Origin of the sequence: Variovorax boronicumulans, from assembly GCF_029892485.1 — a bacterium.
Classification (GTDB): Bacteria; Pseudomonadota; Gammaproteobacteria; order Burkholderiales; family Burkholderiaceae_C; genus Variovorax; species Variovorax boronicumulans_B.
This window is the reverse complement of record NZ_JARXVG010000001.1, coordinates 1,015,317-1,027,834: the sequence shown is the minus strand read 5'-3', so window position 1 is coordinate 1,027,834 and position 12,518 is coordinate 1,015,317. Positions and strand designations below refer to the sequence as shown.

At 67.3% G+C, this 12,518-nt stretch carries 10 protein-coding genes; 4 read left to right on the top strand and 6 right to left on the bottom strand.

Annotated elements, in window-relative coordinates:
- The first annotated feature begins 33 nt into the window (after nucleotides 1-33).
- Nucleotides 34-1,422, top strand: coding sequence for a hypothetical protein (locus tag M2282_RS04890; RefSeq protein WP_280807637.1), 1,389 nt, complete (start codon nucleotides 34-36; stop codon nucleotides 1,420-1,422).
- An 8-nt stretch (nucleotides 1,423-1,430) separates the two neighbouring features.
- On the top strand, nucleotides 1,431-2,153 hold the full coding sequence (locus tag M2282_RS04885; protein ID WP_280807636.1) for a hypothetical protein: 723 nt from the start codon (nucleotides 1,431-1,433) through the stop codon (nucleotides 2,151-2,153).
- A 78-nt stretch (nucleotides 2,154-2,231) separates the two neighbouring features.
- Here the strand turns inward: M2282_RS04885 and M2282_RS04880 are convergent, their stop codons facing one another.
- Complete coding sequence (locus M2282_RS04880; protein WP_280807635.1) at nucleotides 2,232-4,058, bottom strand: DEAD/DEAH box helicase; 1,827 nt, start codon at nucleotides 4,056-4,058, stop codon at nucleotides 2,232-2,234.
- A gap of 290 nt (nucleotides 4,059-4,348) precedes the next feature.
- On the opposite strand from M2282_RS04880, the gene ettA reads away from it, so the two are divergent.
- A complete protein-coding gene (gene ettA / locus M2282_RS04875) occupies nucleotides 4,349-6,010 on the top strand; it encodes an energy-dependent translational throttle protein EttA (RefSeq protein ID WP_280807634.1) in 1,662 nt (553 codons plus the stop codon).
- Between the two features lie 3 nt (nucleotides 6,011-6,013).
- Here the strand turns inward: ettA and M2282_RS04870 are convergent, their stop codons facing one another.
- From M2282_RS04870 to M2282_RS04850, 5 genes are read right to left on the bottom strand one after another with little or no spacing between them, the layout of a single operon-like run.
- On the bottom strand, nucleotides 6,014-6,466 hold the full coding sequence (locus M2282_RS04870; RefSeq protein WP_280807633.1) for a carboxymuconolactone decarboxylase family protein: 453 nt from the start codon (nucleotides 6,464-6,466) through the stop codon (nucleotides 6,014-6,016).
- Nucleotides 6,384-6,881: a MerR family transcriptional regulator gene (locus M2282_RS04865; RefSeq protein ID WP_280807632.1), complete on the bottom strand. Its 498-nt coding sequence runs from the start codon at nucleotides 6,879-6,881 to the stop codon at nucleotides 6,384-6,386. The genes M2282_RS04870 and M2282_RS04865 overlap by 83 nt, the downstream gene beginning before the upstream one ends.
- A gap of 51 nt (nucleotides 6,882-6,932) precedes the next feature.
- Entirely contained in the window at nucleotides 6,933-8,702 is a 1,770-nt protein-coding gene (pabB, locus tag M2282_RS04860) for an aminodeoxychorismate synthase component I (protein WP_432422863.1), read from the bottom strand.
- Nucleotides 8,703-8,706: 4 nt separating this feature from the next.
- Nucleotides 8,707-10,101: a TAXI family TRAP transporter solute-binding subunit gene (locus tag M2282_RS04855; protein ID WP_280807630.1), complete on the bottom strand. Its 1,395-nt coding sequence runs from the start codon at nucleotides 10,099-10,101 to the stop codon at nucleotides 8,707-8,709.
- A 28-nt stretch (nucleotides 10,102-10,129) separates the two neighbouring features.
- A complete protein-coding gene (locus M2282_RS04850) occupies nucleotides 10,130-11,167 on the bottom strand; it encodes a P1 family peptidase (RefSeq protein ID WP_280807629.1) in 1,038 nt (345 codons plus the stop codon).
- A gap of 39 nt (nucleotides 11,168-11,206) precedes the next feature.
- On the opposite strand from M2282_RS04850, the gene M2282_RS04845 reads away from it, so the two are divergent.
- Nucleotides 11,207-12,508, top strand: coding sequence for an NAD(P)/FAD-dependent oxidoreductase (locus M2282_RS04845; protein ID WP_280807628.1), 1,302 nt, complete (start codon nucleotides 11,207-11,209; stop codon nucleotides 12,506-12,508).
- The last annotated feature ends 10 nt before the right edge of the window (nucleotides 12,509-12,518 follow it).

The following is a 12,518-nucleotide window of genomic DNA, read 5'->3' as shown; positions in this document are numbered from 1 at the left end:
CAACGAACCGGGGAGCCGCCCAGCGCGGAATGCATGAAGCTCATCCATATCACCATGTGCGCCGTGGCGGCGTTGCTCGTTGCGGGCTGCGCGTCCAGGGGCAATCCGTCGATGTCCTTCGGCGGCAGCCTTGTCGAACACAGCTTGCTGCGCGTCGACGATCAAGTGTCCTTCGCCCTGGAAGATGGGCCCGAGACGCGCAACTTCACTGTCGCCTGCAAAGCGCTGCAGGCGTGGTTGCTCTACTCCGACTTGCGTACCGGCCGCAGCTATCCGGTGAACGCCCGGCGTTACGGCGTTCGCAAGGAACTGGACGAGCGTCAGGCGCAAGCCCTGAAAGCGTTGCCGGCCGTCGAGCGCGCGTGCCGCGCGGCGTCACCCGATTGGCGCGAGGTGCAACGCAGCCCCGACGGGACTTTCACGCTCATCGACATCGCAAGCGTCGAGACATCGGACGGGGCATTGCTCTTCTGGGGGGCGTTCGACTATCCGCGGATGGATTTCGACTTGCCTTACCGGGCGCCGTTCGGTCAGAAGCGAGAGCGCTTCAGACTCGCGTGCCCATCGCAGGCCTACGCTCAGACGAGCGGCTTCGACATCGACGAGCGCGGTCGCGTCACGGACGGTCGGGTCGACGGCGACAAGGCGAAGTCGCACCTGGTCGGCGGCGACACGAATGCGGAGTACAAGGCGCTCTTCAAGGCGGCCTGCGGCGGCGCTCCGGCATGGCGGGCATTGCCTGCTTTTATTCCTCGCGCCAAGGCGATGCCCGATCCCGCAGGCCTGACCACGCCGAGCCCGGTGGTGATGAATGCCATTTCGCAGTTGGGACTTCCGCCGGCGACAAAGCGCCTGAAGCGCATCGTCCTTGAAGGAACATGGACCCGTGAAGGAAAGACATCGCCAACCCGGAGCGAGCTCCAGATCGCGCCGGACGCGACAGCTTCCACCTTCCGAACCCGGACGAAGAGCGGTACAGGTCGTACGGACGGCACATGGGCGCAATCCGCTTCGTTCCTGGGCCTGGTCGATCTGAGCAGCTTCGTCAACTTTCTTCCCGGCTCCGACACGATCAGCCAGGCGATGACCGATCTCACGTTGACCGGCGACTGGCAGCGCATGGCTGTGGGCTCGGAATTGCGCTACGTCACGAGGAAACTGAGCCTCTTCAGCATGATCGGCGGAGTGACCTACGACTACTCGACGGTCTGCAAAGTCGTCGGCATCAGCGCTGCGGCCGAACTTCATCCCGATCTGAGCGGCGACGCCAGGCGCCTGGAGTGCCGCATGCAGCCCGATTCGCTCGATCGGACCGACACCTATGTCTATCTGACCGACTATGGCTACGCCGTTCAGGTTCGAGAGGCTGCGGCCAAGCCTCCTTCCGAAGGCATCAAGAAGATCACGGCGGTCGAGCAATGAGCGCAGTCATGACGCATCGGCGCACCCTGCTGCGCAGCCTGGGACTGGCCGTGGCCTGCGCGGGCACGCTCGCGCTTGTCGCCTGCGGCTCCAGCCCCAAGGCACCGCCGCCGCTCCCGGTGATCACCCGCATCATGGTGATCCCCGTGGCCCCCATCGCCAAGCTTCACACCGAGAACAAGGGCATTCCCCTCGGCGTGCTGTGGCAGTCGATTGCCGACCGCGTGAAGGGCTCGGAATTCAACGAGCGCATGGAGTCGGTCCGCAAGGACATGGGACCGAAGCTGACGGCGGCGCTGGTCGAGCAGCTGAATGCACAGGGCTACCGGGCAGAGGCGCTCGAGGGCGTGATCCGGCCGGCGGCTTCGCCCGACAACCTCGATTACGGCAAGCTTCCGACCCAGGAACCCGTGCTGCATGTCTACTTCAACGAAGTCGGCATGTACTCGGCGCGCTTCTCGACGGACTACGTGCCGCGCGTCAACCTGAGCGCCTACCTGATGGATTCGAAGGAGGGCGACACCGTCTACTCCGAGACCATCTACTACGGCGCCGACGCCAGCGGCGACACCTCCGCCAGCGTGCCCGCGAATGCCCGCGATCGCTGGGCCAGCTTCGGCGAACTGGTGGCGCGTCCGCAGGACGTGGCGCGCAGCTACGACGATGCGGTCACAGCGCTGGCAACCCGGATCGCCAGGAACATCCGGGCGAACACCGCGCCGCCGCGCTGACGCAGCAGCGCGCCTAAAAGAAAAGGGCACCGAAGTGCCCTTGCTCGTTTTCGGGGCAGGTGTGCCTGCCCGCAGCGCTCAGCGCCCGAAGGAACGGCCGCCGCCGCCACCACCGGAGCGGTTGCCACCGCCACCGCCGTAACCACCACCGCCGCCACCCGAACGGCCACCGCCGCCCGAGCGGTTGCCGCCGTAGCCGCCACCACCGCCACCCGGGCGTCCGCGCCCGCGTCCGCCACCCATGTGGTCGACGCTCGTGCGCAACGGATCCGGCTGGCCGTCACCGCCACCGGCGACCGCTTCGGCACGCAGGTGCGCGACCTGGTTGGCCTGCGTCGGGCTGTGGCTGTTGCCGTGATGGCGCGGTTGGCGCTCGTCGTGTGGCAGATGGTTCTGTTGTTGATGCTGGGGTGCATGGTGCGGCGTGCGCGCCGGACCTTGCGGGCCGCGGCCTTGCGCCGGGCGTGCGCCCTGGCCGCGCGGACCCTGGCCCTGGCCTTGGCCGCCACCATTGGCGTTGCGGCCTTGACCGCCACCACCGCCGCCACCCTGGCCGCCACGGCGTTGACCGCCGCCACCGCCGCCGCCGCCACCAGCGCGTTCACCGCCGCCCTGGCCAGCCTTGTTCTCGCGGATGCGCGAGAGCATCTCGGTGCGTGCAGCCTTGGCGGCCGCCTGCATCACGTCGCGGCTCGGCGGACGGCCGGCGCCGCCCCAGATCGTCTGGCGACCCATGGCGATCGGCTCGGCGCGCTCGCCGTCTTCAGGGCCGTAGCCCTCGACGATCTGCACCGGAATCGTCTGCTTGGTGAAGCGTTCGATTTCCTGCATGAAGCCTTCTTCGTCCAGGCACACGAAGCTCACGGCCTCGCCGCTCGAACCGGCACGGCCGGTGCGGCCGATGCGGTGGACGTAGTCTTCGCTGACGTTCGGGATCTCGTAGTTCACGACGTGCGGCAGTTCGTCGATGTCGATGCCGCGGGCCGCGATGTCGGTGGCCACCAGCGCGCGGATGTCGCCGCTCTTGAAGCCGGCCAGCGCCTGCGTGCGGGCGCTCTGGCTCTTGTTGCCGTGCAGCGCCATCGCCTCGATGCCGTTCTTTGTGAGGAATTCGGCCACGCTGTTGGCGCCGAACTTGGTGCGCGTGAACACGAGCACCTGGCTCCACTTGTTCTCGTTGATGATGTGCGCGAGCAGCGCCTTCTTCTTGCCGCGGCCCACGGGGTGGATCACCTGGGTGATGCGCTGCACGGTGGTGTTTCGCGGCGTGACCTGGATGCTCTGCGGGTTCTTGAGCAGCGTGGCGGCCAGGTCGCGGATTTCGTCGCTGAAGGTGGCCGAGAACAGCAGGCTCTGCTTTTCCTTGGGCACCAGCGCCAGGATTTTCTTCACGTCGTGGATGAAGCCCATGTCCAGCATGCGGTCGGCTTCGTCCAGGATCAGCATCTGGACCTGGCTCAGGTCGAGCATGCCTTGCTGTTGCAGGTCGAGCAGGCGGCCGGGGGTGGCCACGAGGATGTCGACGCCCTTCTTGAGCTTGCTGATCTGCGGGTTCATGCCGACGCCGCCGAAGATCACGGTGGAGTCGAGTTGCAGGTACTTGCCGTAGGTGCGCACCGACTCTTCGACCTGCGCCGCGAGTTCGCGGGTGGGGGTCAGCACGAGGGCTCGGATGCCGATGCCGCCGAACTTGTTGGTGGCGCTGCGGCTCATGGTGAGCTTGTGCAGCATCGGCAGCGTGAAGGCGGCCGTCTTGCCGGTGCCCGTTTGCGCGCCGCCGAGCAGGTCGTGGCCTTCGAGAACGGCGGGAATGGCCTGCGCCTGGATGGGGGTGGGAGTGTCGTAACCGTGCTCGTGCACAGCCTTCAAGATGGCGGGAGCCAGCTTCAGTTCATCAAAATTCATTGGAAACAATAAGCGCCATACACGGCGCAGTGGCATCGGCCCGCTTGGCGTCTTATCGTGGACGCCGAGCCAGTCAAGGCAGATGAAGGTCAGGGGTGGGAGCCGGAAAAACCGTTGTGAGAAGGGTCTTCTTCGTCCCCGGCAGAGAGCCGGTGTTGCGGGCAACTGGACCCGGCAACGGTCGCTATTGTCGCATGAGTCGATAATCGGTGGTTTGCCGCGTCCGGATGCGTTGTTCTGGCGCCCGCGCTTTTCCCCCAATTTCCGCTACCCAAGGTAAGTATCCACAGATGGCTCAATACGTCTATTCGATGAACCGCGTCAGCAAGACCGTGCCGCCCAAGCGGCAGCTCTTGAAGGACATTTCGCTCTCTTTCTTCCCCGGCGCCAAGATCGGCGTGCTCGGCCTGAACGGCTCGGGCAAGTCCACGCTGCTCAAGATCATGGCGGGTGTGGACAAGGAGTTCGAGGGCGAGGCGCTCCCCATGCCGGGCATGACGATCGGCTATCTGGAGCAGGAACCCAAGCTCAACAACGAGCACACGGTGCGCGAATCGGTCGAGGAGTCCATGGGCGCGGTGTTCGCGGCCAAGGCGCGCCTCGAAGAGGTGTACATCGCCTACGGTGCCGAAGACGCCGACTTCGATGCGCTGGCGGCCGAGCAGGCCCAGCTCGAAGCCGTCATCGCCACGGCCGGCACCGATTCCGAGCACCAACTGGAAATCGCCGCCGACGCGCTGCGCCTCCCGCCGTGGGACGCGAAGATCGGCCTGCTGTCAGGCGGCGAAAAGCGGCGCGTGGCGCTGTGCCGCCTGTTGCTGTCCAAGCCCGACATGCTGCTGCTCGACGAGCCGACCAACCATTTGGACGCCGAATCGGTGGAGTGGCTCGAAGTGTTCCTGCAGCGCTTCACGGGCACCGTGGTGGCCATCACCCACGATCGCTACTTCCTGGACAACGCGGCCGAGTGGATCCTGGAAATGGACCGCGGTCGCGGCATTCCCTGGAAGGGCAACTACAGCACCTGGCTCGAGCAGAAGGGCGAACGCCTGGCGCAGGAGCAGAAGAGCGAAGAAGCCCATGCCAAGGCGCTGAAGAAGGAGCTCGAGTGGTCGCGCCAGAACCCGAAGGCACGCCAGGCCAAGAGCAAATCGCGCCTGGCCCGCTTCGAAGAGCTGAGCGACATGGAATACCAGAAGCGCAACGAAACCCAGGAAATCTTCATTCCTGTGGCGGAGCGGCTGGGTCAGCAGGTGTTCGAGTTCCACGGCGTCAGCAAGTCCTTCGGCGACCGCATGCTGATCGACAACCTGAGCTTCACCGTGCCGCCGGGCGCCATCGTCGGCATCATCGGCCCGAACGGCGCTGGCAAGTCGACGCTCTTCAAGCTGCTAGCGGGCAAGGAGCAGCCGGACACCGGCGAAGTCATCATCGGCTCGACGGTCAAGATGGCCTTCGTGGACCAGCACCGCGACGAGTTGGCCAACAACAAGACCGTGTGGGAAGACATCTCGAACGGCCTGGACATCATCAACGTCGGCAAGTTCCAGATGGCCAGCCGCGCGTATGCGGGCCGCTTCAACTTCAATGGCGCGGACCAGCAGAAGAAGGTCGGCACGCTCTCGGGCGGTGAACGCGGCCGCCTGCACCTGGCCAAGACGCTGATCGCGGGCGGCAACGTGCTGCTGCTGGACGAACCCTCGAACGACCTGGACGTCGAAACCCTGCGTGCGCTCGAAGACGCGCTGCTCGAGTTCGCCGGCACGGTCATGGTGATCAGCCATGACCGCTGGTTCCTCGACCGTATCGCCACGCACATCCTCGCTGCCGAAGGCGACAGCCAGTGGACCTTCTTCGACGGCAACTACCAGGAGTACGAAGCCGACAAGAAGAAGCGCCTCGGCGAAGAGGGCGCGAAACCCAAGCGCATGCGCTACAAGGCCCTCAAGTAAGCCTCAGGCTGCTTCGGCAAGAGCGCGCGGTTCCGCAAGGGGCCGCGCGCTTTTTTCATCGTCCGCCGCAAACACCTCGCGTGCGGCGAAGAGGCCGTTCAGTGCCGCCGGGAAGCCTGCGTACACCGCCATCTGCATGATGACCTCGACCACCTCGGAGCGCGTCAAGCCGACGTTCAGCGCAGCCTGGATGTGCACCTTCAACTGCGGCGCGGCATTGCCCATGGCCGTGAGCGCGGCCACGGTCGCGATCTCGCGGGCGCGCAGGTCGAGGCCGGGGCGCGAGTAGATGTCGCCGAACGGAAACTCGATCACCAGGCGGCCAAAGTCCGGCGCGATGTCGGCCAGGCTTTCGACCACCTTGATGCCGCCTTCACCGTCGATCTCGTGGAGCTTGGCCAGGCCACGCGTGTAGCGCAGGTTGTCGTTGTGGCCCTGGTTCTGTGTGTTCGTCATTGCTCGTCTTTCCTTTCGGGGCAGTGCCCGATGAAGGAGGACGCTTCTTCGTCTTCTCGACCGCGCGGTAGTGGTCGATCTTGAGCGACAGCGCCTGCATGGATTGCTGCAGCGCCGCCACCCGGGCCTGAACTTCGGCAAGGTGCTCCTCGAGCAGCTCGCGCCGTTCGCCGACGCTGGCGTCCCCCTGGTTTCGAAGCCTGACGAAGGCCTGCATGCCCTGGATGGACATGCCGGTCTCGCGCAGGCGCAACAGGAAATCCAGCAAGTCCATGTCGGCGCTCGCATAGCGCCGCTGACCGCCCGGTGCACGCGGCACCGCGGCAATCAGCCCGATGCGTTCGTAGTAGCGCAGCGTGTAGGCCGTGAGGCCGGTTCGCTCTGCGACTTCCGCAATGGTCAGACTGGTTTCCATGGCGTTGATTCTCGAAATTAGAGCGCGCTCTAAGTCAAGCGCTTTGTCGAACTATTTCTGCGGAAGCAGGAGATCGGCATCGATCCAGCCGCGCAGGCTGTTGACGAATGCGAAAGCCTGCACGCGGGGCAGATCGTCTACCCGCACGACGGTTTCGGCAAGCTGGCCGTTGTGCAGGCGCCTGGCGCGGCCGATGCCGTCAAGCAACCCGCAGCGCAGCGGCGGCGTGACCCAGCGGCCGTCCAGCAGCAGGGCGATGTTGCCGCGCGTGCATTCGGTGATCTCGCCATGGCGGTTCCACAGCAGCGTGTCGAACACGCCCGGCGTGGTGGGCGCGAAGGCCTCGTAGTGCGCGCGGCGCGTGGTCTTGAAGCGCGAGAACTCGCTGTCGGCCTCGTCGAAGGCGCAGGAGGCCAATTGCAGTTGCACACGCGACAGTGGTGCCTCCATGGCGAAGGCTTCTGCGTGCGGCTGTCCTTGTGCGTCGAGCAGGAGGCGAACGCGCCACTTACCTGTGGAATGCGCTTTGGCCAGGCGATGAAGGTGTGTCGCCACAAGCGCCTCGTTCCATGGATAGCCGAAGTGCGAAGCCGCGTTCTGCATGCGCGCCAGGTGCGCGGGCGTATCGCGCAGCGCGCCATCGACCAGCGCAAAGGTCTCGAGCAATTCGAAGGAACTCATGGCAGCAGACGATACAGGCGCGGGCCCTCGCTCCAGAAAGGCCCGCTTGTGCCTCCATTCATCCCACTCCGCATCGGCTCGCGCATCGGCCGTGATGCCGCTGCCGATGCCGCAGCGCGCCTGGGTGCCACGCAGCGTGACGGTGCGGATCGGCACGTTGAAGGTCGCATGCCCGCCCGGACGCACCACGCCGACAGCGCCGCAGTACACGCCGCGCGGCTCGGGCTCCAGGTCGCGGATCATGCGCATCGCGCTGACCTTGGGCGCGCCCGTGATCGAGCCGCAGGGGAAGAGGGCCGAGAACACATCCACCAGCGAGACGCCGTCGCGCACCTTCGCCTCGACATCGGAGGTCATCTGCCAAACAGTGGGCAGCGCCTCGGTGTGAAAGAGCCACGGCACGCGCACCGAGAAGGGCTGCGCGATGCGCGAGAGATCGTTGCGGATCAGGTCCACGATCATCACGTTCTCGGCGCGCTCCTTGGGCACGGTGCGAAGGCGCAGCGCCATCGCCTCGTCCTCGGCGGCGGTCGCGCCGCGCGGGGCGGTGCCTTTCATGGGGCGCGCAAGGATCCGGTCGCCTTGCCAGTCGAAGAAGAGCTCGGGCGATACCGACAGCACCTGCTCGTCGCCGGTGTCGATGAAGGCGGCATAGCCGTTGGGCTGCGCTGCTCGCAGGGCCATGAACCAGTCGCGCGCATTGCCCCGGAATTCGGCCCGCAGCGGCGCGGTGTAGTTGAGCTGGTACAGCTCGCCGTCCGCGATGGCGCGATGAATGGCCTGCATGTTGCGGTCGAAGCCAGCGCGTGACAGGCCGGCTTGCCAATCGACAGCAGGCACGGGGCTGGCCGCCTCGTCGGGCCACGGCACGGCCGCGTCATGCACGCCGAACCAAGCCAGCGGCCCGTCGCCTGCATGCACCGCGAAGGCCGGGTCGAAAGCCGCGGCTGCCTCGTAGCGCAGATAGCCCACGCACCAGCGGCCCTCGCGCGACAGCGCTTCGACGGTCTCCAGCACCGGCTTCACTTCTTCGGCGGAGCGCGCAACGAGCACGCGCGATGGCGCACCGAAAGCCACGCGCAACCGCGTCGCGCCATCGCCGCGTGGCTCGGCGAAATCGATCAGCGTTTGCAAGACCAAATCGTCAGGCGGATTCCGCGGGCTTCGGCGTCACAGGCGCCTGCGTAGCAGCGGCTTCGCCCTTCGCCGATCCGGCCAGCACGCGCTTCCTCACCGCATAGATGTTGTTGCGCAGCGCGTAGAGCTCATCGGCATACGACAGCGGCACCGCCACCTTGTTGACCACGCGATCGAGATCATCGAGCTCCTTGAGCAGCGTGTCGCGTTCGCCTTGCTTCGCATCGACCTTGCCCTCGATGTCGCGCAGCCGCGCATACCAGCGGAACACGCGCCGCCGCACACGGAACTGGTAGAGCGGCGGGATCACGCGGCTCAGCGGCAGCATCAGCACCAGCAAACCGCCCAGCACCAGCCACATGCGCTCGACCAGGTTGCTGGCCCAGAAGGGCAGGTAGCGCTGCCAGAACGGCGGCGTGCCGTTGATCGCGCGGTCGCCCTCGGGGCTCACCGGCAGTTCGCTGGTGCGCGTGTTCGGAAAGTCGCGCGCCCGGTTGAACCAGCCCGCGTCGCTGTGCACCGTCTGCGCCGATTGCGCGAACAGCTGGCGCAGGGCAGGGTGGGTTTGTTCGCGCGACAAGAGCGAGGTGGTGGCCGCGAGCAGCGACACGTCCGACGGCGGAAGGTCTTTCGACAGGTCGACCACGCCGCGTGGCAGCGTCACCGCCGAGAGAAACGGAAAGCGCCGCGAGTACGCATCGGCCTGGCCGAAGTCCATCAGCTTGATGTCGCCCGCACGCAGCAGCCGCTGCACCTGCGGCGATTGCGGTGCGGAAGACAGCACGATCGCATCGAGCAGCCCGGCCTGCAGCGCCTCGGCCGCGGCGGCCTGTTCGAGGTTCGACAGCAGCACATCGTCGGGCCCGATCCGGTTGGCCTTGAAGAGGCGTTCCATGATCTCGGGGAGGCCGCTGCCCGGCATGTCGACGTTCACGCGCAGGCCGCGCAGCTGGGTGAGCGAAGTCAGCGTGCCGGTCTTCTTGTCGACCTTCAGCGCGCTGTCGGCGCGGTAGAAGAGCCAGATCGGCTCGTAGAACAGGCTGCCCAGCGAACTGAGTCCCGCCTCTTCGTCGGCCACCGGGTCGGCGCTGCCTCCGCGCACGAAGCCCACGTCGGCCCCGCCCTTGCGCAGCAGCTCCAGGTTTTCCGAGGAGCCCGAGGTGGGCTTGAGCTCGACCGTGATGCCGTTGGTCTTGAGTGCAGCCGCATAGCGCTTGCCGAACTCGGCGTAGGCGCTGCCCGTGGGGCCGGTGGCCAGCGTCACGTGCCTGGGCGGTTGCGGCTGCAGATACCAGTAGGCCGCGATCAACAGGCCGATCACGAGAAAGATGATGGGGCCGGCCGAGGCGATCAGGTCGCGGATCGACAGCAGGATCAGCTTCAGGGTTCGGGGGAACGCCATGGTGGTCCTTTCTTTGTTGTGGGGTGCGTCAGGGGCGCGCTGCGGCGAAGTCCGTCGCGGACGGGATGTGCAGGTCGCCCACCGTCACCGATTGCGCCGCGTGCACGGCGCGCAGCGTGGCAATGGCCACGGCCTCCGCGGCCATCGTGCCCAGCACCGTCATGCCCGGCGCATTGCCTTCGAGCGGCACGCGGCCGGTGGCCAGCGCGAACAGCGTGTCGCCGTCGCTCATCGTGTGCACCGGGTTGATGGCGCGCGCGAGGCCGTCGTGCGCCACGTTGGCCAGCCGGTTGGCCTGCACCTTGGTGAGCACCGCGTCGGTGGCGACCACGCCCAGCGTGGTGTTGGTGCCCGCGAGCAGTGGCTTGGGCAGCTCGCCTCGCAGCAGGGCGCGGCGGGTGTCGAGCAATGCGGTGCCGTCTTCGGTGCGCGCACCGGCCACGGGCTGCGCGGTGTTGTGGTCGATCACGTCGCCCAGCGAATTGACCGCGATCAGCGCACCCACGGTGACGCCACCGACAGTGACCGACGCGGTGCCGATGCCGCCCTTCATCGCGCGGTGCACGCCGAAGAGCTTGCCCACCAGCGCGCCGCTGCCGGCGCCCACGTTGCCCTCGGCGGGGACGGCGTTCGATGCGGCATCGCAGGCCGCGTAGCCGGATGCCGCATCGGGGCGGATGCGCGCATCGCCCATCGGCAGGTCGAACAGCACCGCGGCGGGCACGATGGGCAGGGTGCCGAAGCGCACGTCCATGCCGATGCCGCGCTCCTCGAGCCAGCGCATCGCGCCCTCGGCCGCCGAGAGGCCCCAGGCGCTGCCGCCCGCGAGCATTACCGCATGCACCTGCTGCACCAGGTTGCCGGGCGAGAGCAGGTCGGTCTCGCGGGTGCCGGGCGCGGCGCCGCGCACATCGACACCGGCCACGGCGCCCTCGCGCGCCATGACGACGGTGCAGCCGGTGGGGCGGCGGGTGTCGGAGAAATGGCCGACTTCGATGCCGGCGACGTCGGTGATGGCACCGGCGGAGTTGGAGGGAGAGGAAGAAGTGGAAGTCGTGGCTGACATGGCGGCCGATTATGGGACCGTGCCTCTACGATGGGCGCCATGACAGTTGCAAGAAGTAGTTTCGGCACCGATGGCGATGCAAGGCGCCACGTGGTGGTGATCGGTGCGGGCGCGGTGGGCTGCGCCACGGCCATCGAGGCATTGCGCGCAGGCCTGCGCGTGACCCTTCTGGAGCCCGAGGACCCCGGCGGCCCGCAGGCGACGAGCTATGGCAACGCAGGCTGGCTCTCCTCGCACTCGGTGGTGCCGCCCGCGCTCCCCGGCGCCTGGCGCAAGGTGCCGGGCTGGCTGGCCGATCCGCTGGGGCCGCTTGCCGTGCGCTGGCACTACCTGCCGCGCGCGTTGCCGTGGCTGCTGCGCTACCTGGCCTCGGGCTGGACCGAGGCGCGCGTGCAGCGCACCGCCGATGCGCTGCGCACCCTGCTGGCGGATGCGCCCGCGCTGCACGCGCAACTCGCAGCCGAGGCCGGCGTGCCGCAGCTCATCGAACGGCGCGGGCTGCTGCATGCCTACCGCTCGCGTGCCGAATTCGAAGACGATGCACTGGGCTGGCGCGTTCGCGGACGCGTGGGCGTGCACTGGGAGGAATGGCCGACCGACGAACTGCGTCGCCGCGAGCCCGACCTCGATGCGCGCTACACGCTCGGCATCTTCGTGCCCGAGGCCGGTCACTGTCGCAACCCGGGCATCTACGTGGCCGCGCTGGCGCAGCATGCAGTCGCCATGGGGGCCGAACGGATCTTCGGGCGCGCCACAGGTTTTCGCATCGAGGGTGGCCGGCTGCGCGCGGTGCGCACGAACGACGGCGACATCGCCTGCGATGCCGCCGCCATCTGTGCCGGTGCGTATTCACGCCCGCTGGCCGCAGCTGCGGATTCACCGGTGCCGCTCGATACCGAACGCGGTTACCACGTGGTCATCGAAGGCGCGACCGTCGGGCCGCGCACGCCGGTGATGGTGGCCGACGGCAAGCTCATCGCGCACTGGATGGACGGCGGCTTGCGCGCAGCGGGCCAGGTCGAGATCGGCGGATTGGACGCAGAGCCCGACTGGCGCCGCGCGGAGATCCTGCATCGCCACCTGCAATCGATGTTTCCGGCGCTTGCAGAAAGGGGTGGCGCCAGGACCTTCAAGCACTGGCTCGGCCGCCGCCCGAGCATGCCCGACGGGTTGCCCTGCATCGGGCCGTCGGCGGCGAGCGCCGATGTCGTGCTCGCGTTCGGCCATGGGCATGTGGGCCTGTGCGGCTCGGCGCGTACCGGGCGTCTCGCGGCGCAACTGCTTGCGGGCGTTGAACCCGAGACGCCGCTGGCGCCGTTCGATCCGGGGCGATTCAGGTAGGCAGAGAAGG

Excerpts from the sequence above, each read along its gene's own strand:
- M2282_RS04855 (WP_280807630.1), bottom strand. The coding sequence starts at position 10,101 with ATGGCGTTCCCCCGAACCCTGAAGCTGATCCTGCTGTCGATCCGCGAC.
- M2282_RS04870 (WP_280807633.1), bottom strand. The coding sequence starts at position 6,466 with ATGACGAACACACAGAACCAGGGCCACAACGACAACCTGCGCTACACG.
- ettA (WP_280807634.1), top strand. The coding sequence starts at position 4,349 with ATGGCTCAATACGTCTATTCGATGAACCGCGTCAGCAAGACCGTGCCG.
- M2282_RS04845 (WP_280807628.1), top strand. The coding sequence starts at position 11,207 with ATGACAGTTGCAAGAAGTAGTTTCGGCACCGATGGCGATGCAAGGCGC.
- M2282_RS04885 (WP_280807636.1), top strand. The coding sequence starts at position 1,431 with ATGACGCATCGGCGCACCCTGCTGCGCAGCCTGGGACTGGCCGTGGCC.
- M2282_RS04880 (WP_280807635.1), bottom strand. The coding sequence starts at position 4,058 with ATGAATTTTGATGAACTGAAGCTGGCTCCCGCCATCTTGAAGGCTGTG.
- M2282_RS04890 (WP_280807637.1), top strand. The coding sequence starts at position 34 with ATGAAGCTCATCCATATCACCATGTGCGCCGTGGCGGCGTTGCTCGTT.
- M2282_RS04850 (WP_280807629.1), bottom strand. The coding sequence starts at position 11,167 with ATGTCAGCCACGACTTCCACTTCTTCCTCTCCCTCCAACTCCGCCGGT.
- M2282_RS04865 (WP_280807632.1), bottom strand. The coding sequence starts at position 6,881 with ATGGAAACCAGTCTGACCATTGCGGAAGTCGCAGAGCGAACCGGCCTC.